The 21,255-nt window shown below is 41.8% G+C and carries 21 protein-coding genes; 16 read left to right on the forward strand and 5 right to left on the reverse strand.

The window, feature by feature from the left end; translation table 11 throughout:
- The 6 genes from M8998_RS00060 (at position 1) to M8998_RS00085 (ending at position 6,830) form a co-directional block, all read left to right on the forward strand.
- Positions 1–426, forward strand: a complete 426-nt coding sequence (locus M8998_RS00060) for a FixH family protein (protein WP_249989942.1) — start codon at positions 1–3, stop codon at positions 424–426.
- Positions 427–438: 12 nt separating this feature from the next.
- Complete coding sequence (locus M8998_RS00065) at positions 439–1,131, forward strand: sulfite exporter TauE/SafE family protein (RefSeq protein WP_249989943.1); 693 nt, start codon at positions 439–441, stop codon at positions 1,129–1,131.
- 102 nt (positions 1,132–1,233) lie between these two features.
- Complete coding sequence (cls, locus tag M8998_RS00070; protein WP_249989944.1) at positions 1,234–2,697, forward strand: cardiolipin synthase; 1,464 nt, start codon at positions 1,234–1,236, stop codon at positions 2,695–2,697.
- Positions 2,698–2,781: 84 nt separating this feature from the next.
- Positions 2,782–5,502 (forward strand): carboxypeptidase regulatory-like domain-containing protein, encoded by a 2,721-nt coding sequence (locus M8998_RS00075; protein ID WP_249989945.1) that lies wholly within the window; start codon positions 2,782–2,784, stop codon positions 5,500–5,502.
- A 34-nt stretch (positions 5,503–5,536) separates the two neighbouring features.
- Positions 5,537–6,022 carry a lipocalin family protein gene (locus M8998_RS00080; protein ID WP_249989946.1) on the forward strand — a complete coding sequence of 162 codons (486 nt, stop codon included), beginning with the start codon at positions 5,537–5,539 and terminating at the stop codon, positions 6,020–6,022.
- 1 nt (position 6,023) lies between these two features.
- Positions 6,024–6,830 (forward strand): YoaK family protein, encoded by an 807-nt coding sequence (locus M8998_RS00085; RefSeq protein ID WP_249989947.1) that lies wholly within the window; start codon positions 6,024–6,026, stop codon positions 6,828–6,830.
- Between the two features lie 62 nt (positions 6,831–6,892).
- Here the strand turns inward: M8998_RS00085 and M8998_RS00090 are convergent, their stop codons facing one another.
- Positions 6,893–7,396: a cupin domain-containing protein gene (locus tag M8998_RS00090; protein ID WP_249989948.1), complete on the reverse strand. Its 504-nt coding sequence runs from the start codon at positions 7,394–7,396 to the stop codon at positions 6,893–6,895.
- Positions 7,397–7,503: 107 nt separating this feature from the next.
- On the opposite strand from M8998_RS00090, the gene M8998_RS00095 reads away from it, so the two are divergent.
- From M8998_RS00095 to atpG, 9 genes are all read left to right on the forward strand, one after another.
- The gene (locus tag M8998_RS00095; RefSeq protein ID WP_249989949.1) at positions 7,504–9,708 is read left to right on the forward strand and encodes a helix-turn-helix domain-containing protein; all 2,205 of its coding nucleotides are present in this window, start codon (positions 7,504–7,506) and stop codon (positions 9,706–9,708) included.
- Between the two features lie 43 nt (positions 9,709–9,751).
- Positions 9,752–9,976, forward strand: a complete 225-nt coding sequence (locus M8998_RS00100; protein ID WP_249989950.1) for an AtpZ/AtpI family protein — start codon at positions 9,752–9,754, stop codon at positions 9,974–9,976.
- Positions 9,969–10,379 (forward strand): hypothetical protein, encoded by a 411-nt coding sequence (locus M8998_RS00105; RefSeq protein WP_249989951.1) that lies wholly within the window; start codon positions 9,969–9,971, stop codon positions 10,377–10,379. Before M8998_RS00100 ends, M8998_RS00105 begins: the two co-directional genes overlap by 8 nt.
- Before the next feature lie 82 nt (positions 10,380–10,461).
- On the forward strand, positions 10,462–11,547 hold the full coding sequence (gene atpB / locus M8998_RS00110; RefSeq protein ID WP_249989952.1) for a F0F1 ATP synthase subunit A: 1,086 nt from the start codon (positions 10,462–10,464) through the stop codon (positions 11,545–11,547).
- A gap of 37 nt (positions 11,548–11,584) precedes the next feature.
- Complete coding sequence (gene atpE / locus M8998_RS00115) at positions 11,585–11,773, forward strand: ATP synthase F0 subunit C (protein WP_028070619.1); 189 nt, start codon at positions 11,585–11,587, stop codon at positions 11,771–11,773.
- Between the two features lie 109 nt (positions 11,774–11,882).
- Positions 11,883–12,383, forward strand: coding sequence for a F0F1 ATP synthase subunit B (locus M8998_RS00120; RefSeq protein WP_249989953.1), 501 nt, complete (start codon positions 11,883–11,885; stop codon positions 12,381–12,383).
- A gap of 24 nt (positions 12,384–12,407) precedes the next feature.
- Positions 12,408–12,956, forward strand: a complete 549-nt coding sequence (gene atpH / locus M8998_RS00125; protein WP_249989954.1) for an ATP synthase F1 subunit delta — start codon at positions 12,408–12,410, stop codon at positions 12,954–12,956.
- A 60-nt stretch (positions 12,957–13,016) separates the two neighbouring features.
- Positions 13,017–14,591 (forward strand): F0F1 ATP synthase subunit alpha, encoded by a 1,575-nt coding sequence (gene atpA / locus M8998_RS00130; RefSeq protein WP_249989955.1) that lies wholly within the window; start codon positions 13,017–13,019, stop codon positions 14,589–14,591.
- 83 nt (positions 14,592–14,674) lie between these two features.
- Positions 14,675–15,553: an ATP synthase F1 subunit gamma gene (gene atpG / locus M8998_RS00135; protein ID WP_249989956.1), complete on the forward strand. Its 879-nt coding sequence runs from the start codon at positions 14,675–14,677 to the stop codon at positions 15,551–15,553.
- A gap of 69 nt (positions 15,554–15,622) precedes the next feature.
- Here atpG and M8998_RS00140 read toward each other — a convergent pair whose 3' ends face one another.
- From M8998_RS00140 to M8998_RS00150, 3 genes are read right to left on the reverse strand one after another with little or no spacing between them, the layout of a single operon-like run.
- The gene (locus tag M8998_RS00140) at positions 15,623–17,365 is read right to left on the reverse strand and encodes a M61 family metallopeptidase (RefSeq protein WP_249989957.1); all 1,743 of its coding nucleotides are present in this window, start codon (positions 17,363–17,365) and stop codon (positions 15,623–15,625) included.
- Between the two features lie 30 nt (positions 17,366–17,395).
- The gene (locus tag M8998_RS00145) at positions 17,396–17,896 is read right to left on the reverse strand and encodes a dihydrofolate reductase (protein WP_249989958.1); all 501 of its coding nucleotides are present in this window, start codon (positions 17,894–17,896) and stop codon (positions 17,396–17,398) included.
- Between the two features lie 56 nt (positions 17,897–17,952).
- A complete protein-coding gene (locus M8998_RS00150; protein WP_249989959.1) occupies positions 17,953–18,774 on the reverse strand; it encodes a thymidylate synthase in 822 nt (273 codons plus the stop codon).
- Positions 18,775–19,046: 272 nt separating this feature from the next.
- On the opposite strand from M8998_RS00150, the gene mtaB reads away from it, so the two are divergent.
- Positions 19,047–20,366, forward strand: coding sequence for a tRNA (N(6)-L-threonylcarbamoyladenosine(37)-C(2))-methylthiotransferase MtaB (mtaB, locus tag M8998_RS00155; RefSeq protein ID WP_502957359.1), 1,320 nt, complete (start codon positions 19,047–19,049; stop codon positions 20,364–20,366).
- A 390-nt stretch (positions 20,367–20,756) separates the two neighbouring features.
- Here mtaB and M8998_RS00160 read toward each other — a convergent pair whose 3' ends face one another.
- Complete coding sequence (locus M8998_RS00160; RefSeq protein ID WP_249989961.1) at positions 20,757–21,185, reverse strand: DoxX family protein; 429 nt, start codon at positions 21,183–21,185, stop codon at positions 20,757–20,759.
- Between the last annotated feature and the right edge of the window lie 70 nt (positions 21,186–21,255).

A 21,255-nucleotide genomic window follows, 5' to 3' on the forward strand; every position in this document is an offset into this window, starting at 1 on the left:
ATGAATTGGGGAGGAAGTATTATAGCTGGAATGGGCGCCTTTATGGCCTTCATAATAGGGTCTGTTTTTTACATGGTCGGTCAAGATACCGACACATTGGAAGAAGATAACTACTACGATAAAGGAATACACTACAGCGAAGTGTATACACGGAAGGAAAACCTACAGCGGGATCAAGCAATGCCGACGCTCCGTTTAAAAGGCGATAGCCTGTGCATATATTTCACCACCTCGGGCAATAAAGGAATGTCTCAGTGGAAAAGACCTTCCAACGCGAGGTTGGATACGGAACAACACTTTCAAACAGCAGCCGATTCCGTCGTACTTCCTTTGGCGTCTTACGAACGCGGAAATTGGCAGATTGAGCTTACCTGGGAAGGTGAGGGCACAGCTTATCAATCTATACATCATTTGTTTATTCCATAATTCTGCTTTACGATGCACTACGTCTACTTCGCCTATTTCATGGGATTATTTGGTAGCCTGCATTGTGCCGTGATGTGTGGGCCACTAATCTATAGTGTGCAACGGCACCAAAATAATTTCTTTGCTGGTTTGCTGTTTCAATTACGGTATCAGTCGGGTAGAGTGATTACTTACGGCCTGCTCGGAATTTTATTTGGATTAATAGGTCAGGCTAGCAAAATCGGCGGATGGCAGCAGACAATCAGTGTTATAAGTGGAATCCTTTTATTGTTGATAGGCTGTTTCCAGTTTTTAGGATTCAAATCTGCATCGGCACAACGATTTCAGTCTTGGTTAGTGCAGCCATTCGCACGCGGTATGGGTCATTGGATGCACCGGCCGAGTGGTTCATTCGTGGCAGGAATGTTCCATGGTATGCTTCCTTGCGGAATGGTATACGTCGCGTTGACATCGGCAGTGAATGCCGATGGGGTGTGGCCGAGTTTCCTGTTTATGCTGGCTTTTGGCTTAGGCACTTGGCCGATGTTATTTGTCTTTTCTTTCTTAGCTCATTGGTCTAAAAGATGTGTCAGATGGCGTTTTGCCTGGATTTTGCCTGGATTATATGTGCTGATGGGAATATGGTTTATACTGCGCGGATCCAATTTGGATATTCCGTATCTCAGCCCACTTTTGTACCCTACTGGAGCCTCCCATTGTAGCTGATTGTATAACGAAAAATGTTTGCCGATTTCAAATAGTCCATTCTTAACCGTATTTTCATAACTTGTGTTATGCGCTGAGCTAAGCCGACCAACAAAGCAATTTATGAAAGAAATAATAGATGTACTATGGCCGATTATCCGAGAGTGGTACTGGTTGCCTTTGTCTATACTCTATCTGGGTGTCATTGCTACGATTCTTATTGAAAATCGAAACCCGACCAAAACCATCGCTTGGGTATTAGTCATCGTCTTCTTACCTATATTAGGGATTATACTCTATTATTTATTCGGTCAAAAATTCAAAAAGGAGCGGAGATTTAAACGAATCAGTGAGGTACAGTCTGCTCGAATCATGACTGAGTTAAAACAACTCGAACCCAGGATAAAAGAATACTTAAAGCAGATACAGGAGGAGATTGGTGATCTTAGTCGAGTGTATTCATATCTAAGGAATGAGCAGGTATGTTTTCCCTCTCTACATAATGAGGTTACGCTGCTTCATAATGGCGAAGAGAAGTTTGCACATCTTCTGGAATCCTTACGACAGGCAAAGTATTTCATCCATCTCGAGTACTATATCTTTGAGCACGATGAGATTGGGGGTAAAATCATGGCTTTATTGGAGGAAAAAGCCAATGCCGGAGTTACTGTCCGACTGTTGGTAGATGCTTTTGGTTCGCCAAGCATAATCCGTTATCAAAAGAAGCACCCCTCAAAAATTCAATTTCAGGCCTTCTTGCCCGTTACCTTTACCTCGCTAGCCAACAGTAACTATCGGAATCATCGTAAGATTTGCATCATAGATGGCGAATCTGCTTACATTGGCGGGATCAACATTTCCGATAGTTATCGTAATCCCAATCCATATGGCATCTACTGGCGCGATACCTCACTGCACATCAAAGGAGAATCGGTAGGTTTACTACAGCTGCATTTCTGGACTTTGTGGAACCAAACCGACGGAGATTCCTTTCTTTTAGATGAATATTATGTGAAGCGAACAAGTAACGTTTTAGGCAAAGCCACCGTCTCCTTTGCCGCCAGTGATCCGGGTTCTGCTGCCCCGTATACTATGGAAGCATTGCTGATCGCCATTGCCGCCGCTCAATACAAGGTGCAACTGTGCACACCTTATTATATACCTAGTCCCGAGTTGGAAACCGCCTTGATGGTGGCTGCTGCTTCGGGTGTATCCGTTGAGTTGATGGTACCTTATAAAGGTGATTCCTGGATTGTGCAACATGCTTCTTTCTCGTTCTTAAAACCGCTGTTACTGCGTGGAATAAAGGTGTACCTATACGAAAAGGGATTTATTCATGCCAAGACAGTGAATATCGATGATAAATTGGCTTTTGTAGGAACCGTGAATCTTGATACGCGAAGTTTTTACATTAATTATGAAATCGCAGCCATCGTGTCGGATGAAAAGCTGGGCAAGGAAATGGCGCAACAATTCTCAGATGATCGGGCAAATAGTAAACTACTCACGAGTGAAATTTGGGCGGCTCGACCTCGTTGGAAAAGGGGATTAGACTCCATTTGTCGTCTTTTAGCCCCATTGCTTTAGGGATAGAAGAATGTTAAAAAATGACAACCTTTCTCAAGGTTCCCTAAAAAAACGATATATTTATGTGTTCTGAAAGTACAATACATGAAATTTTATACGCGTTTTTATTTAGCGATTTTTATTTTTTCCGTTTCCACGTTCTCATATGCACAGCAAAAACCAGCCATACCCATCAATGATGTTGTGGAAAAAGTGCAAGGTTATTTTAATGTTTATCCGGTAGAAAAAGTACACCTGCATTTCGATAAACCCTATTATGCCGTTGGCGATACCCTCTGGTTTAAATCGTATCTCAACTACAATTTAGCAAACTATGACCCCAGCAAGATAGTCTATGTGGAAGTGCTCAATAGCCGAGATTCCCTGATGCAAACCTTGCGTATCCAATCCGAGCATGGTGTCGGAAAGGGGCAGTTGGTGCTAGATCCTGAGTTTTGGAGTCAGGATAATTATCGGTTCCGAGCTTACACCAAGTGGATGGTCAATTTCAACCAAGACTATTTCTATAATAAAGTCGTGCCAGTGGGCGACGCGATCAATAAGAAATTAGGCGCCATCGTGTCATTTACCCCCGACGGTAACAAGACCAAGGCTTCTTTACAATTCCGGGATAAATCGGGCGCGATTCTATCGCGCAAAAAGCTTACATGGGAAGCGAATGATGGCTGGGATCCTTTTGATAAGGGACGAGGGGAGACCGACGATATGGGACGTGTATCTATCAGCCTTTCTGCGAAAAACAAAGAGCTTTTGAAAACTGGGCGTTTATTGGTGCATATCGATAATAATGAAGAAAAATTAGTAGGACAATACTCCTTGGCATCTGCACTCTGGGATGCCGACGTGCAATTCTTTCCGGAAGGCGGCGATCTCATTAGCGGATTGGCAAAAAATGTAGCCTTCAAAGCAGTGAGCAACGACGGTAAAAGTGCTGCTGTGAAAGGTAAGTTGATCGATGCCAAGAAGAACGAGATTCTGACTTTTTCTGATCTGGGTATGGGCATGGGATATTTCTCCTTCGTTCCGCAGTCGGGCGAAAGCTATAAAGCCATCATCACCTTTGATAATGGACAAGAGCGAACGTACGATCTTCCTGCTCCGGTAGAAGCAGCGGTTAATCTGGTGAGCCTACGCGCTGATGACACCCATATGCAATTAGGTATCGTCACGAGTGAAGACCATTTCAAGAAGGTAGAAAACAATGCTTTTTACGTTTTGGGACAATCTAATGGACATTTGGTATACGCGGCTCAGGTAGCCCTAAAGAGTTCATCTGTACTGGTGAAAGTGCCGAGAGAAAATATGCCAAACGGCATCGTACAATATACTTTGTTTTCGGCCGATGGGACACCGTTGAGCGAGCGACTAGTATTCTGCAACTCCACAACAGAAAACTTACTGGATATTGATGTGTCGAGCGATAAAGATTCTTACAATAGCAAAGATCCGGTGAAACTCCGCGTTGCGGTGAAAAATGGTACCGACAGCGTTACCGGATCCTTCTCGGTAACGGTTACCGATGAAGCCAAAGTGCCATACGATGATAATCAAGAGTTGAGTATTCTGAGCAATTTGTTGCTGGTATCGGATTTGCACGGTTTTGTGGAAAAGCCAAATTATTATTTTAACACCGCTAATGAGAATCGTGCAGAAGCATTGGAAGCATTATTGATGACACAAGGTTTCCGAAGATTTGAATACAAAGAATTAATAAAAGGCAATTACCCGCAGGTGATGTTTATGCCGGAGCAGGGAATTTCCCTTTCTGGAACCTTAAGGATGAATACAGGTCGCACGCAGCCAAATGGCGGATTGTTGTTGTCTATTCCTGCACTAGGCATGCGTAAAGATACTTACACCGATCAGCAAGGACGATTTTCCTTCGACAATTTGGTGTTCCCAGATTCGGCACGCGTAACCGTGAATGCCAGAGGAAATGATAACTATCGCGCTTTAGTGATCAATATGGATCAAACGCATTTTCCAGAGATCGATGCTAACTCTCCTTACAAAGGCGATTTTGTTCAAAATATTGATGAAAAGCTACAATCTTACTTGGCAAATAGTAAAAACGAGTTTCGCACCTCCATCCTGATCGACGAAGTCGTGATCAATAGAAATGTGGTGAAAAAGCAGAGTAGCCGAGATTTCGGTTCACTCACCGGCCTGAATATGCCCGAACACCGGATCGAAGCAGATCGTTTGTCTGGATGTAATGTATTGACGATGTGTCTAAATACCGTATTGACGGGTATCACGTTTGATACGAATATGCAGAAGTATTTTATATCTCGAAACTATAATCAAGGTAGTCGTGTACCAGTGCAGTTTTTCTTGAACGGTATGCCGATTGATGAGCCAACATTAAACTCCATCCAGCCTGCAGATATCGAAGCAATTGAGATTTTCTTGCGCGATGATTTGGGAACGGTAAGCCGCACCTACCAGAATGATGGTGTGGTATCCATCATCACTAAAAAAGATGATACACCAAAGCGTCCGCGCATGTCTATGGCGGAGATTGAAGCGATGTTGCCGAAAACGAATGTCATTGATCTATATCCATTAGGCTATGTAAAGACGCGCTCTTTCTACACGCCAAAATATGATACTGCAGCAAGCAAAAATACCGCAGATTATCGCTCCACAATTTATTGGAATCCAGATGTATTGATCGATGGATCAGGAGAGATAACCTTAGATTATTATAACGGAGATGGAAATGGCCGCTATAAAGTAGTAGTAGAAGGGATGGATCGTATCGGAGGAATAGGACGAAAAGTCTATTATTACAACGTTCGCTAAAACGAGCTGTTTAGCTATTTTAAGAGAAAGATACATGTTACGTTTAAGACGGGATTCGCTTTATAAGCTCAACTACTTATTAGTTGGGGTGCTATTATTGGCTTCCCTACTCGTGGTAATCTATGCGGCGAGTCCGGAGAAGTTGATTGTAGGAGAGTGGAAAGAAGTCGGCTGGTATTTTGAAAAACCAGATTATCGCGTAGATGAGCAGAATTTTGCTCAGGTACTGGAGCAAAATGTTCGGATGGAGATTCTGGAAAAGTTAGAGATCTTGCACGTAGATCGTTGGATTTTTCGTGATGATGGAACATTAGAAGTGAATGATTCATCGGTAGCGAATATGACCTGGTCTATCAAAGGACGTGGTCATATTCTGGAGATAAGCAGAGATGGTACACCCATTGAAAGTTTTCAGATTCAGACTTTGAGTAATAACCAAATGGAACTTCACCTCAATTTGGATATACAGATTAAAGGGGTGATAAAAATACTATTGGAAAGAGACGAATTAGGTAAGTAAAATGTTAAGAAAATATAGTAATCACCGAACCCAAGGAGATAATTTAAAGTTAGGCGCACTAACAGCACTCTCCGCCGGGATGACGAATGTTGTTTCGGTTATTGTGTTCTTCTCCTACACCTCCAATATCACCGGCCATTATGCCGTATTTGCGCAAGAAGTGTCGCGAGGCAATATTTACCAGGGTGCTGTTGTACTTTTTTGGATTCTCTTGTTTTTCTCCGGTAGCTTCTTGTCAAATTTTGTCATCATTCAAGGTAAAGGACGTATCAGTCAGTATGCAGCACATGCTATTCCTATCCTATTAGAATTTTTGGGAATACTCACTGTTGGAATTTACCTGCAGTTTTTTTATACCGATACCTTGTTAGAAACAGAATTCCTAGTCGGTATCCTACTTTTTGCTATGGGATTGCAAAACGGATTGACGGCCAGCATTTCTAATTCAGTGATTAAAACGACGCATCTAACAGGTCTCACGACAGATCTGGCTATATTGGTGTCTATGTTTACAAAGAGAACTAATCGAGGAGATGAGCAATTAGTGAAAAAATTTCATCTGCTGTTGGTGATTATGTCTTGCTACGTTGCCGGAGGTATCATCAGTGGTATTTCCTATAATTTCTTGGGTAATTCTACCTTTTTCGTAGTTTGTTTTACCCTCATGTTTATAGCGTTTTATGATTTTTATAAGTTGAAGCGTACAAAAAAAGTCTACGGCCACAGGCACGATGCCCCGGAAGAAAATGAGCTGAGCTACGGCACGTTACAAGATAGAAGTAAAGATAACAACGACAGCAAAAAATAGCTTTATAAAAAGAAGTCCCGATCTCAGTAAGATCGGGACTTCTTTTTATAAAGCAGAAAATATTAACGACCAAAGTCATCTTGTACACGTACGATATCCTCTTCGTCAGATGGCTTATCTACATCTGTATGCTGCCAGATCTCTGCTAACACACCGTAACCTTCCAAGCCCACCAAACGGTGACGTTCACCTTGACTCAAGCGAATCGTATCTTCCGGTTTCAACATCTTCAACTCGTGCTCCTCATCAGTGGGGCTGGTTACCACGCCTACTTCACCCTGCACTACGCGCCAGATTTCAGCACGTCTGTGATGATATTGCCATGAAAGTCTTTTATTTGGGCTAACCACTAGGATTTTAGGGCTCAATTTGCCGGAGATTTTCAAGTCTTGCACATCCAGCCCGTCAAAATATGTATTCGCAAATTCTTGCGCCTGATCTTCATTGATGACAAAGAAACCACCCCATGGACGAGTTTGATCAATTTTATCAATACCGAAGCCTTCGCTGGTTAATTTTTCTTCAATTTGCTTAAAAAGTTCGCTTTTATCAGTGTATGTTGTCATCTATTATTTGTTTTTCAAGTGAATATAGGATTTCTCTATAAAACGGCCAAAATATTGTGAAAACTCCCTGCCGGAATGAAATATTTGTAGCTTTGTAACTTATGGCAATGGAAATTTTAGACACCGATAACCCATCATTTTTACAAGCAGTAGCCTTCGTCAATCAAACCAATCAACCGCTGTTTCTCACCGGAAAGGCAGGTACGGGTAAGACTACTTTTCTAAAATATATACAGCAGAATTGCTTCAAAAAAATGGCAATCACCGCACCGACTGGCGTAGCAGCGATGCATGCGGGTGGCACTACCTTGCATGCGCTGTTTTGGTTGCCTTTTGGTACCTTCATAGAAGATTATCCAATCCAGTGGGATCAGACAGATAGCCATATTTATAATAAAAGTCGTTTGTTTAGCACCATTAAGCTCACCAAACAACGCCGTGCTATTTTGCAGGAATTAGAATTATTGGTGATCGATGAAGTATCTATGGTTCGCGCTGATACGCTGGATGCGATCGACGTGATTTTGAAATCAGTGAGGCGTGATATGCGCCCGTTCGGTGGTTTGCAGGTGCTCTTTATTGGTGACTTATATCAATTGCCACCAGTCGTACGCGATCATGAATGGCAAGTGCTACGCGATCATTATTCCAGTCCTTTCTTTTTCGATGCGAAAGTTTTACGCGAGCATCCGCCAGTAATCCTGGAATTGCAAAAAATCTACCGCCAAAAGGATGATCACTTTATCAACATCTTAAACAATATTCGAAATAATCAAACGACGGCGGAAGATCTGGCTAAATTGAATAGCTATTATCAGACAGACTTCGTTCCTGCGAAAGGAGAACAATACATTACACTAACCTCACATAATCGGTTAGCAGATCAGATCAATCAAGAAGCTTTACAGCATCTGCCTGGAAAGCTGTTTAATGTAAAAGCGGTGGTGAAAGACGATTTTCAGCAAGGATCTTTCCCTACAGAAGAAACGCTTACCCTAAAGGAGGGTGCGCAGGTGATGTTTATCAAAAACGATGTCGGCGAAGATCGCAAATTCTTTAACGGGAAGATCGGCACGGTGAAAGCGCTGAAGATGGATCAGCAGCAGGTGGTGGTGAGTTTTGCAGACGGTTCAGACGATGTGGTCGTGAAACGTGAAACCTGGGAAAACATCAAATACAGTTATAATAAAGGAGATGATAAGATCGAAGAGACGATTATGGGTACGTTCTCTCAATTTCCGTTGCGTCTGGCTTGGGCTATTACCATTCATAAAAGCCAGGGTTTAACTTTTGATCGGGCGATCATCGATGCGGGTACATCCTTTGCTGCCGGACAGGTTTACGTAGCGCTGTCTCGTCTGCGCGGTCTGGAAGGGCTAGTATTGCGCAGCCCGATTGTCTCGCATGCCATTCGTACCGATGCTCAGGTGGTCAATTATATGGATCGGGCATTGGATACCGATAGATTGCAGCACGTATTGCAACAGTACCAGCGCCAGTACTTAGGGCAGATCTTATTGCATAGCTTTCGGTGGGCTAGTCTGGTAGAATCGACTGAGGGGCAGGCGATCGCTTTGGAAGAACGAAATATTGATAGCAAAGAAGAAGCTCAAGCCTTTTTTAATACGTTGCTGCAACAGCTTAAAACACAGGAAAGCGTTGCCAATAAGTTTGTGACGCAACTTTACAATATGTTCCGAGATGCCGCAAATGTCAATTATGAAGATATTCATGGGCGTGCAAATTCTGCAGTGGGTTGGTTTTTACCTAAAATGGAAACCGAACTGATCGAGCCGATGGAAAAACATATTGCCGAATGGCAAATTAAGAAGAGAACAAAAAAATACATCACAGAAATAAAAGCTATCCTGTTAGATTATAAACGCAAGTACGAGCAAATCAAGCATAGCCTTACTATTGCGGAAGTGCTGACTGGAGATATTACCCTGCTGTCGCATGATTTACTTCAGACAAAGAAGGTAAAGGATGATTCTGTCGCGAATATAGCCAGTGACGAAATGCCAACCGATACCAAGGGTATCAGCTTAGTCATGTATCAGGATGGAGCTTCTATTGAGCAGATTGCAGAAAAACGTGGGATGGTAGCTGGTACGATCTATGGTCATCTTATCCACTTTGTCGGAGAAGAGATCGATGCCGAAGATTTGATTGATAAAGATAAGCTGGATCGGGTATTAGCTGTTTTACGGGAAAACGAAGGCAAATCATCGTCCGAAATTAAAGTAATTCTGGGTAGCAATTTTGATTATCCAGACATCCGTATCGGACAAAAAGTATTGGGATTAGGGTAGGAGAGCGCAATAATGTATATTTGTCGACCGGATAAAAACAAGCATGTCATCTAAAGAAAAAAGGAAAGCAAACAAATGGTTAGTTTTTGTCAGTATGCCCTTTCAAATGGGGGCTACTATTTACTTGTTTTACTGGGTTGGGCAATGGTTAGATAATAGGTATGAAGTTAGTGGAGAATGGTGGATGAAGGGATTTACCTTAATAGGAGTAGGGGTTTCCTTATATCATTTTATCCGACTGGTAAACTATGTGAATCGTGATGAATAAATATCTTAAATCTTTGTTGCTAGTACTGCGTTTTGCAGTGGTTGTATTTGTAATACACTACAGTTTCGAATACTTGCTAAAATTGTCGGATGGATGGAGTGGTACAGGTCATTCTTTACTTGGTTTGTATGCCTTTCAGACTTTGCTCAGCGTATTCGTCGCGATGATGATTTTGTTGGCACAATATGCGATGCCCAAAAACCTAGGCTTTATCTTTCTGGGGTTAATTTTCCTAAAGGCTATTGCGGGTTATCTTTTTATACGGGGAGGCTTGGAAATGTCTAGTGACAAATTTTTGGCAACGCACTTCCTCGTGACCTATTTCCTGTTTCTTTTTATGGATGTATTTATGGCCTATCGTGCTATAAATCAGGCAGAGCCGAATCATGGAACTAAATTTTAATAAAAGTTCCGATAAATGGTTATATATGCCAAAGAAAGTTGTATTTTTGCGCAAAATTTTTGTTTTTCAATCGAAATCTAAAATGCTAAATTTTAAGAAAGCACTTATCCTTTTCACAGTATTTTTACTTGCTGTAAGTCCATTTTCACTACGCGCAGAGGATGCGCATCAGGAGGGTTCTCGCAGTAAAGAAGAAGAAATTTCCCATCACATCCAGCATCACTTACAAGATGAGCATTACTTTTCGTTGTTCGTAGACAGTGAGGAAGGTGTACATTATGGGTTTCCTTTACCAGTAATACTGATTGACAATGGATTAAAAGTGTTTTCATCTGCCGAATTTCATCATGGTGAGCATACTGTGGAGAAAGACGGTAACTTTTACACGTTGTACCACGGCAAAATTTACAAAACAGATGCTGCGGGCACGTTGGATATGGATGAGCATAATCATCCTACAAATGCTAAACCATTAGACTTTTCGATCACCAAGAATGTGGTCGGTCTAATGCTTGCGGCATTGCTGCTATTTGTTGGATTCATTGGCTTAGCCAAAACATATAAAAAAGGAGCAAATAATTTGCCGAAAGGTATGGGTCGCGTCTTGGAGCCATTAGTACTTTATGTACGTGATGAGATGGCTATTCCCAATATCGGACACCGTTACAAAGAGTTTATGCCGTATCTATTGTCGGTATTCTTCTTAATATTTTTGTTAAACCTTCTAGGTTTGACACCGCTAGGCTTTAACGTAACAGGTAACATCACTGTCACTTTATGTTTGGCCTTGTTTACTTTTTTCATTACGACGTTCAAAGCCAATAAAGATTACTGGAAGCATATTTTCTGGATGCCAGGTGTGCCGGTTCCATTCAAATTTGTATTGGCTCCAATCGAGGTGCTGGGTATGTTTACCAAGCCGTTCTCCTTGATGCTTCGTTTGTTTGCCAATATCACCGCAGGGCACTCTGTTGTGATGGGATTGATTGCTATCGTATATTTGTTCCAGCAGCAATTGACAATCCCAGGTAGTATTGGTGTTTCGATGCTGTTAACATTGTTATTGTTTTTCTTGGAATTATTGGTTGCCTTCTTGCAGGCCTTTATTTTTACGATGTTATCATCATTATTTATAGGTATGGCCGTAGAAGAACACGCCCATCATTAAACCGCATTTTTTTGTTAAATTTTATAAATTAATTATTATGTACAACTTAATTGGAGCAGGTCTTATCGTAATTGGTGCAGGCTTAGGTTTGGGTAAAATCGGTGGTTCAGCTATGGAAGCTATCGCTCGTCAGCCAGAAGCAGCATCTAAAATTCAGACTGCTATGATTATCATCGGTGCCTTAGTAGAAGGTTTGGCATTCGGTGCTTTGATCTTGGGTAAATAAGCTCAGATCATTTTAAAGTACAAACCTAGTTTGCAACGGTTGGTTGCAAACTAGGTTTAACTAAATGCAACAAAAAAGAAAAATATAACAGTTTAGACTACACATTATAATGGAAGCACTTATTAATCAGTTTTCGTACGGCTTGTTCTTTTGGCAATTGATCATCCTGCTTATTGTCATCTTTATTTTGGGCAAATTTGCGTGGAAACCTATTATCAATGCCCTAGAAGAGCGTGAGAATGGTATTGCCGATGCATTGGCTTCTGCCGAAAAGGCAAAGTTGGAAATGGCTCGTCTTACTAATGAGAACGAACAATTGCTGAAAGAAGCGCGTGAAGAGCGTGACTTAATTTTAAAAGAAGCAAAAGAATTGAAAGATAAGATCGTTGCCGAGGCCAAATTACATGCACAAACAGAAGGTGCTCGTCTTATTGAGGATGCTAAGCGGGAGATCGACGAACAAAAACTACGTGCACTGGCGGAAGTTAAATCTGAGGTTTCTTCTCTATCTTTGGATATTGCTCGGAAGGTGTTGACTAAAGAATTTGCAGATCAATCCAAGCAGGAGTCCTTAGTAGCAGACCTGCTAAAAGATGTTAAGTTAAGCTAGTTCATCCATTATTAAAGTATTTCTATGTCAGTATTTACGGTTGCTTCACGTTATGCCAAATCATTAATCGACCTCTCGAAAGAGCAAGGTAATTTGGATGCAGTGAAGAACGATATGGAGCAGTTTATTGCGATTGTAAAAGAGAGCTCTGAATTAGCCGCTGTTCTAAAGAATCCGATTATCAAACAAGATAAAAAAAGAAGTATTTTGTCTGCCTTGTTTGATGGAAAGGTAGAGCCGTCGGTGATGAGTTTCTTCCATATGCTGGTAGCAAAAGGTCGTGCGGGTATTTTGAACGACGTGGCGATCGAATTTCTTCGTGAATACCGCGTTGAGAAAGGAATTGTACAGGCTACAGTAACCTCTGCAGTACCTTTATCGGAAGAAAACCTTTCGCTTTTGAAGACACAGATTGCCAGTGAGATCAAAGCGAAAGAAGTGGTGCTTAACAACAAAGTTGATAAAGCCTTAATTGGCGGATTTGTCATCAAAGTTGGAGACCGTCAGGTAGATGTGAGCATTGCCGGCAGATTAAATAAATTGGAGAAACACTTTGCTGCAAACGTTATCTAGGTTAGGTAGCTGTGTAGCGATAAGTATAAATTAAATTCAAAACCCCCTTATAATAATAAAATGATAGAGGTAAGACCAGATGAGGTTTCGGCAATTCTTAGGGAGCAATTGTCAGGCTTTAAATCAGACGCGGAACTCGAGGAAGTAGGTACCGTATTGCAAGTCGGTGACGGTATCGCTCGCATCTATGGATTGACGAAAGTACAGTCCGGTGAATTGGTTGAATTTGAAAATGGATTGCAAGGTATCGTTTTGAACTTGGAAGAAGACAACGTGGGTGTTGTAATCTTGGGTTCATCGGATGAGATCAAAGAAGGTGATACCATCAAACGTACCAACCGTATCGCATCTATCAAGGTAGGTGAAGGATTATTGGGTCGTGTGGTGAATACATTAGGTCAGCCTATCGACGGTAAAGGAGCTATTGTAGGCGAAACGTATGAAATGCCAATCGAGCGTAAAGCGCCAGGCGTTATCTACCGTCAGCCGGTAACAGAGCCTTTGCAAACTGGTATCAAAGCAATTGATGCGATGATCCCGGTTGGACGTGGCCAGCGGGAGTTGGTTATCGGTGACCGCCAGACAGGTAAAACTGCGGTGTGTATCGATACCATCATCAACCAAAAAGAATTCTACGAAGCTGGCGAGCCAGTATTTTGTATATATGTAGCTGTTGGACAGAAGAACTCTACTGTAGCGAACATCGTTCGTACGTTAGAGGAAAATGGTGCTATGGCTTATACCGTAGTAATCGCGGCGTCAGCGGCAGATCCTGCGCCGATGCAGTTCTATGCACCAATGGCTGGAGCTGCTATCGGAGAGTTTTTCCGTGATACAGGTCGCCCTGCATTGATCGTTTATGATGATTTGTCTAAGCAAGCTGTAGCATACCGTGAGGTTTCTCTATTGTTGAAACGTCCTCCTGGACGTGAGGCGTACCCAGGTGATGTATTTTACCTTCACTCCCGTTTATTGGAGCGTGCAGCGAAGATCAATGCCAATGACGAGATCGCGGCTTCTATGAATGATTTGCCAGAATCTATCAAGCATTTGGTAAAAGGTGGTGGTTCATTAACGGCGTTGCCAATCATTGAAACACAAGCTGGAGACGTATCAGCATACATTCCTACCAACGTAATTTCCATTACCGATGGTCAGATTTTCTTGGAGTCTAACTTGTTCAACGCAGGTATTCGTCCGGCGATCAACGTAGGTATTTCGGTATCTCGTGTAGGTGGTAATGCGCAGATCAAATCCATGAAAAAAGTTGCAGGTACGTTGAAGTTGGATCAAGCGCAGTACCGCGAGCTAGAGGCGTTCTCTAAATTCGGTTCAGATCTAGATGCGGCTACAAAAGCAGTATTAGATAAAGGATCTCGTAACGTAGAGATTTTGAAGCAAGGCCAGTTCTCTCCAGTTGCGGTAGAGAAACAAGTCGCGATTATCTACATCGGTACCAAAGGTTTGTTGCGCAGTATTCCTGTCAAAGAAGTTCGTCAGTTTGAAGAAGAATATGTTACTCAGTTAGAGCAACGTCATCCAGAAGTGTTGGCCGCTCTGAAAGCAGGAAAATTCTCTGAAGAACAAACAAGCGTATTAGAAAAAGTAGCTAAAGAATTAGCGTCTAAATATTAATTTTTAGATAGGAGATAAAAGATAGGAGATTTGAGATTTTTCTCATTTCTCCTATCTCATTACTCATATCTTACATCTAAAATATGGCGAATTTAAAAGAAGTTAGAAACCGAATTACTTCGGTGAGCTCCACACAGCAGATTACCAAAGCCATGAAAATGGTTTCGGCAGCGAAGTTGAAAAGAGCAACCAATGCTATTATACAGTTACGCCCTTATGCTAATAAGCTGAAAGAGATCTTGACACAGGTATCTGCATCTATGGAGGGCAATGATTCTCCTTACACGGAAGATCGTATTCCTACCAAGGTAATGATTATTGTGATCACCTCTAACAGAGGTCTTGCAGGTGCTTTTAATGCTAACGCCATCAAAACGGCCAACAACCTGATCGCAGCAAAATATGCCGATCAATTTGCCCGTGGTGACGTCAGTATTATTGCGATTGGTAAAAAAGGCCACGAATTCTTTGGTAAACGTAACTTCAGTCTGTTAGGTAACCACAACGAACTTTTCAACAATTTGAGTTTTGAAAATGTATCTGAAGTGACTGATATGGTCATGAAGGAATTCAAAGCTGGAAATGTGGATCGCGTAGAGGTTGTTTATAATCAGTTTCGCAATGCCGCTGTACAGATTCTTACCTCAGAGCAATTGCTTCCTTTGGTAGCAGAGAAAGCAGATGAATCCAAGGTAGAGGAGATCGATTATATTATAGAACCTTCTAAGGAAAAAATTATTGAGGAATTAATTCCTAAGACCATCAAGACACAGTTGTACAAAGCCGTATTGGATTCTCATGCCTCTGAGCATGGTGCCCGTATGACAGCGATGGATAAAGCAACAGACAATGCCGGTGATTTGATCAAGCAGTTGAAGTTGTCTTACAACCAAGCACGTCAGGCAGCCATTACGACAGAATTGACCGAGATCGTATCCGGTGCAGCAGCGTTGTCAAACTAGTAAGAAAAATAAATAGCGCGATAGCGATTAATAAAAAAGGTAGAAATCATTCGATTTCTACCTTTTTTATTAGTTACGCTTCAACCAAATTTCTCCTAATGCTTTTTCTTCCGTGGTAGCGTCTTCCCGACGCTGTACAACAAGAGATTTTTTATCGCTGTAGCCAAGCGGCGTGCTAATGGTGCGAATAATACCATCACGTGCAATTAAAATGTCTACAGTCTGTCCGAATGTGCATTGCTGTATCACCATTTCAAGTTCTTTGCCCGCAGGATCCATGCGAACACCATTAATGCCTAATATTTCGTCGTTTACATTCAAACCAGCCTTCCAAGCAGTAGAATTCCGATCGACGCCTTTAATATATATTCTGGTGTCATTATTTACAGTGCGAATACCCAAACTAAGCGTTTTGCTTTCGGCTAATTGATCGATTAGTTCGTAACCCACCCGGTTGAAATAGCTGTTGTAATCAAGCTCTTCCGTGGTATAAACTGCTGCAAAGATTTCTGATAGATCCACTCCAGATACATCTTCAGCGAGTTTTTGAAATTCTAGTTCCTCAAAGCCACGCTGCTCTTTCAAGTAAAATTGATTGTAAGCAGCTTTCAAGACATCATCCAAACGTCTTTTACCATTGGTCTCCGCAATAATTTTAAAGTCCATCGCCACAGCCAACATAGCACCTTTATTGTAGTATGAAATGCTGGTATTCGCCGAGTTTTCATCTGGACGATACTGTTTGATCCAAGTGTCGAAGCTCGATTGACCTACTGATTGTAGTTCATATCCGGGTCGGTTGTATACCAGATTAAATTCTTGTGCCAGCATTTGCAGGTAATCAGTCTCATCGCGAAACTGACAACGGTACGTAATCAGGTTATCGTAATAAGAGGTGAAGCCCTCCATGATCCATAATAAGGCCGTATAACTTTCCTGCTCATAGTCAAATGGTCCGAGCGGCGCTGGTCTCAATCTTTTGACGTGCCACAAATGAAAATATTCATGTGCTACCAAACTCAAAAAGTTGTTGTATGAAGTCGCCTGCGTATACGCATTTCGGCTAGCACCAAGTACGGTAGAGTTGAGGTGTTCTAGGCCACCGCCACCTTGCTGATAGTTGTGCGTTATAAACACATACCGATCATTGGGGTTTGATCCCCAGATACGTGTTTCTTCTGCTACGATTTTTTGAATATCTTCAGAGAGTTGATCTTTGTTATAATTTCCGCCACCTACCATCGCAAATTCATGCGGTATGCCAGCTGCTTCAAAAGACCAGACATCTTGATTACCGATCTCGATAGGAGAATCAAATAAAATGTCGAAGTTCTCCGCTTCATAGGTATGATGTGCTATTTCTGGTAATCCGGTCGTGATTGTAGACCAATCGGGTGGCAAATCAACATGCACGGTGCAAGGAAGAGCCAAGTGGCCATCGACATACATAAATGTGCCTGCAGGGCTTATGAAAGCATGTGTATCATCGATGAAGTTGGTGCGTACTGATGTTTCAAAACCATACACGCGATAACGCACAACAGCGTCTTTACTTTTATTGTAAACCCTCCAGGTATTTTTGCTAATTTTCTCCTGCTTTACCAATTCTCCATTATTCTGCTGCGCAGTAAAAGATTCGACATGACGTGCAAACTCTCTTATAAGATAAGACCCCGGTGTCCAAACTGGCATCTTTAAATCGATAAATTCAGCGCTAAAGCCGTGTAGTAAGAGGGTTACTTCCACATAATGTGCCTGTGCTTCTGTAAATGATAGGGTATAGGAGATGGCTTGTTTAGTCTGTTCGCTCATGGAGTAGGATAAAGGTGATATAATAAAAACTTACGCTTCTATGCGCTCGTACACTTGGAAGGTAAACGGAAAGGCATGTTTTTCATCGCTTACATGCAGCGTAGAATCCATCAGTTTCCATGTCGACTCGTCGAATTCTGGAAAATAAGCGTCGCCTTCTATTGTGGTGTGTACGCGGGTCAACAAGATTTTATGGGCATAAGGAAGTGCCTGTTTATATATTTCGGCTCCTCCGATAATAAAAATCTCCTGCTCATCCCGGCAGTAGGTGAATACTTCTTCCAGCGAATTCGCTACATCCACCTCTGGAGCAGACCATTTCTGATCGCGGGTAATCACGATGTTTCGACGATCCGAAAGTGCTTTTCCCATCGAATCAAAAGTCTTGCGACCCATTACTACTGAATGCTCTTTTGTGGTATTTTTAAAATAACGGAAATCATCCGGCAAGTGCCAAGCCATTTTATTGTCCTTACCAATAACATTGTTTTCGGATGCGGCTGCTATAAGTGTGATCTTAATCGTGTTCATGTATGATTTTAGTCCTGTGCCTTTGCGTATTTAAAGTGAATGCATTTGTACGGTGATTAAACAGCAACTGGCGCTTTAATATGTGGATGAAAGCTATAGTCTTGTAACTCGAAATCTTCAAATTTGAAATCAAAAATGTCTTTCACCTCTGGATTGATCTTCATGGTTGGCAACGGCTTTGGATCTCTGGAAAGCTGTAATTCCGTTTGTTCAAAGTGATTGCTGTAAATGTGCGCATCACCCAGCGTGTGGATAAATTCTGATGCTTCCATATCACATACCCGTGCCACCATCATAGTGAGCAAAGCGTATGAGGCAATATTAAAGGGTACGCCTAAGAAGATGTCAGCACTGCGTTGGTACAGCTGGCAAGATAGCTGAGGCTTATGGATACCCTTTTCCGGCTGTGCCGGTGCAACATAAAATTGAAAGAAAGCATGGCAGGGCGGAAGCGCCATATTACCGATCTCAGCCACGTTCCAAGCAGATACAATGATCCTTCTGGAATCAGGTGTTTTTTTTAGCTGATCAATCACCTGAGCGATCTGATCGATATGCGTACCATCAGGCGTGGGCCAAGAGCGCCATTGAGATCCATATACAGGGCCAAGATTGCCGTCAGCATCCGCCCATTCATCCCAAATACTTACACCATTCTCCTTCAGATAATGGATGTTTGTATCGCCTTTTAGAAACCAGATTAGCTCGTGGATAATGGATCGCATATGTAGCTTTTTGGTCGTTACTAACGGAAAGCCAGCTTTCAAATCGAACCGCATTTGATAACCAAATACGCTACGGGTACCTGTGCCGGTACGATCTGTCTTTTCTGCGCCGGTGCGGTATACATGATCCAATAGATCCAGATATTGCTTCATATTCCTTATTATATACTATTTTATAAAAGATATAGCGATCAATGCTCGCCTATTTCCGCTAGCGGGCATTAAAGCATCGTGCATTTTGAATGCTCCGGCAGTGGAAACCAGTACCTGCGAAGATAACTGTTTTTCGTATCATGCGGAGATCATATTTTTTCCACAGAGCACATTTCGAGCAATTTATGTATTTTTGCAAAATCAAAGGCGGATGCTTGCTCAGTATGGGTTGGTATCATGCGTAGGAGAGTATGCACATGGAGGAGATGACTATGAACAAGAAGGTGGCGTTTTATACGTTAGGATGTAAGCTGAATTTTTCAGAAACCTCTTCTATTGGGCGTTTGTTTAAGGATGCCGGTTACGATACCACCCCATTCAACAGTGCGGCAGATGTATACGTAATTAATACCTGTTCTGTGACCGATAATGCAGATAAGAAATGCCGAAAAGTGGTCAAAGAAGCGCTAAAGCATTCTCCAAATGCCTATATCACCATTGTAGGCTGTTATGCACAGCTCAAGCCCAAGGAGATCTCGGAAATACCGGGAGTTGATATGGTTTTAGGGGCCGCAGAAAAATTCAATATCATCGAGCATATTAACGACCTCACCAAACAGGAGAAGGCAGTCGTTCATAACGCACCTATTGAAGAAACGCAGCATTTTGTATCTGCATTCTCTATTGGCGATCGCACACGTACATTTTTGAAAGTACAAGACGGCTGTGATTATTCTTGTACCTTCTGTACTATCCCGTTAGCACGTGGTGCCAGTCGTTCTGGTAAAATTGAAGACTTGGTACAACAAGCAACTGATATCGCGGCAGCTGGTGTTAAAGAAATTGTACTAACTGGTGTAAATATCGGTGACTTTGGTATTCGTGATGGCAAACGGCAGGATAAATTTCTTGATTTAGTCAAAGCCTTGGATAAGGTGCAAGGAATAGATCGTATCCGAATTTCTTCTATTGAACCAAACTTGCTTTCTAACGAAATTATTGATTTTGTCGCTCAATCACAGCGTTTTGTGCCGCACTTCCATATGCCACTACAGTCCGGTAATAATAAAACGCTTGCAGCCATGCGTCGGCGTTACAAGCGCGAGTTGTATGCGGAGCGCGTAGCAAAGATTAAATCCCTCATGCCCAACTGTTGTATTGGTGTGGATGTCATTGTTGGCTTCCCTGGCGAAACACGCGAAGACTTTATAGAGACCTACAATTTTCTAAACGAGTTGGACATCTCCTATCTGCACGTTTTTACGTATTCTGAGCGCGAAAATACGATTGCTGCGCAAATGGAAGGAGCTGTACCAGGTGCCCAGAGAAGTGACAGAAGCAAAATGTTACACATTTTATCCGAGAAGAAACGCCGAACATTCTACGAATCTCAAGTAAACGCGGTGGGAGATGTACTCTTTGAAGGCGATGAAAAGGACGGCTATATGCATGGTTTCTCCAAAAACTATGTGAAAGTCAGAACGTCCTACGATCCTTTACTAGTAAATGAGATCGTTCCGGTACGTTTCGTGGCGTTAACAGATTCTGGTGAGATGGATATGGAAGAACTTCCTGAGTTACTTGTTCACTAGACCTAATTTCAATGATTTATTGTCTCTAAATCGTTGAAATAAGCTGATTCATATAGTTTAAATAACGTATTAGTGGGCCCTTGGTTGCTACTAGTGACTATTTGATCCAAATGCTTGGAAGTCTATTGTAGATTTAGATTATACGAATAATAAAAGGTTAAATACAACAGAAGATTATTAGAAGGCATGCACGACTAAGCAGCCATACTTTTTGTTTTCTTTTAAGGAAGCGATTAAGAGAGATACTCCCGTTTTTTTTAAAAACTTCAAGCATTAAAAATAGTAATACTTACGAGATACATGACTATTCGCTTCATCCACTTCGCGATTGTGAAGGCGCGGATATATCAAACTACATCATACATCTTATGCTGTTCGAATAATTTAGTTTTATTCGCTCACTTGACTATTTAGAATGGCATCTAAGCTGTACTTCCCACCGCCTAGACACAAAAACATAAATGAAAACAACCAATATAAAAATGATACTTGACCCTGATCATGTGGTAATACTTGCCATTGATATGCTAGCCCCATTACGATAGTCATCATGATTAACAAAACGAAGCAAGACAAGCGGGTGAGTAATCCTAGGGCCAGACAAAGACCAAAAACGATTTCAGATACTTTAGCAAAATATAACGTCAAAATAGGATTCGAAAACCCATATTTGTATGGCCCCCATCCTTCTACTTGATCTTCAAACCAAATGTTAGAGAAGACATCCTTTCCATACCAAGCCATCCAAAGGCCAACAAAAACCCGAACAATTACAAGGACGTTAGTTACAGGAGAGGCAAAAAATACGCGACTGATCATTTTCGTAAAAAATAGGTAATTATATAATTTTGTGTTGTTTTAATTTTAAAGTATAAGGAAGCTAAATTTC

This window comes from Sphingobacterium sp. lm-10, from assembly GCF_023554555.1.
Classification (GTDB): Bacteria; Bacteroidota; Bacteroidia; order Sphingobacteriales; family Sphingobacteriaceae; genus Sphingobacterium.

Coding starts and splice junctions, on each gene's coding strand:
- M8998_RS00065 (WP_249989943.1), top strand. CDS start 439: ATGCACTACGTCTACTTCGCCTATTTCATGGGATTATTTGGTAGCCTG.
- atpH (WP_249989954.1), top strand. CDS start 12,408: ATGTCAGTATTTACGGTTGCTTCACGTTATGCCAAATCATTAATCGAC.
- M8998_RS00080 (WP_249989946.1), top strand. CDS start 5,537: ATGTTACGTTTAAGACGGGATTCGCTTTATAAGCTCAACTACTTATTA.
- M8998_RS00150 (WP_249989959.1), bottom strand. CDS start 18,774: ATGAAGCAATATCTGGATCTATTGGATCATGTATACCGCACCGGCGCA.
- mtaB (WP_502957359.1), top strand. CDS start 19,047: ATGAACAAGAAGGTGGCGTTTTATACGTTAGGATGTAAGCTGAATTTT.
- atpE (WP_028070619.1), top strand. CDS start 11,585: ATGTACAACTTAATTGGAGCAGGTCTTATCGTAATTGGTGCAGGCTTA.
- atpA (WP_249989955.1), top strand. CDS start 13,017: ATGATAGAGGTAAGACCAGATGAGGTTTCGGCAATTCTTAGGGAGCAA.
- atpG (WP_249989956.1), top strand. CDS start 14,675: ATGGCGAATTTAAAAGAAGTTAGAAACCGAATTACTTCGGTGAGCTCC.
- M8998_RS00160 (WP_249989961.1), bottom strand. CDS start 21,185: ATGATCAGTCGCGTATTTTTTGCCTCTCCTGTAACTAACGTCCTTGTA.
- cls (WP_249989944.1), top strand. CDS start 1,234: ATGAAAGAAATAATAGATGTACTATGGCCGATTATCCGAGAGTGGTAC.
- M8998_RS00075 (WP_249989945.1), top strand. CDS start 2,782: ATGAAATTTTATACGCGTTTTTATTTAGCGATTTTTATTTTTTCCGTT.
- M8998_RS00085 (WP_249989947.1), top strand. CDS start 6,024: ATGTTAAGAAAATATAGTAATCACCGAACCCAAGGAGATAATTTAAAG.
- atpB (WP_249989952.1), top strand. CDS start 10,462: ATGCTAAATTTTAAGAAAGCACTTATCCTTTTCACAGTATTTTTACTT.
- M8998_RS00090 (WP_249989948.1), bottom strand. CDS start 7,396: ATGACAACATACACTGATAAAAGCGAACTTTTTAAGCAAATTGAAGAA.
- M8998_RS00120 (WP_249989953.1), top strand. CDS start 11,883: ATGGAAGCACTTATTAATCAGTTTTCGTACGGCTTGTTCTTTTGGCAA.
- M8998_RS00140 (WP_249989957.1), bottom strand. CDS start 17,365: ATGAGCGAACAGACTAAACAAGCCATCTCCTATACCCTATCATTTACA.
- M8998_RS00060 (WP_249989942.1), top strand. CDS start 1: ATGAATTGGGGAGGAAGTATTATAGCTGGAATGGGCGCCTTTATGGCC.
- M8998_RS00100 (WP_249989950.1), top strand. CDS start 9,752: ATGTCATCTAAAGAAAAAAGGAAAGCAAACAAATGGTTAGTTTTTGTC.
- M8998_RS00095 (WP_249989949.1), top strand. CDS start 7,504: ATGGAAATTTTAGACACCGATAACCCATCATTTTTACAAGCAGTAGCC.
- M8998_RS00145 (WP_249989958.1), bottom strand. CDS start 17,896: ATGAACACGATTAAGATCACACTTATAGCAGCCGCATCCGAAAACAAT.
- M8998_RS00105 (WP_249989951.1), top strand. CDS start 9,969: ATGAATAAATATCTTAAATCTTTGTTGCTAGTACTGCGTTTTGCAGTG.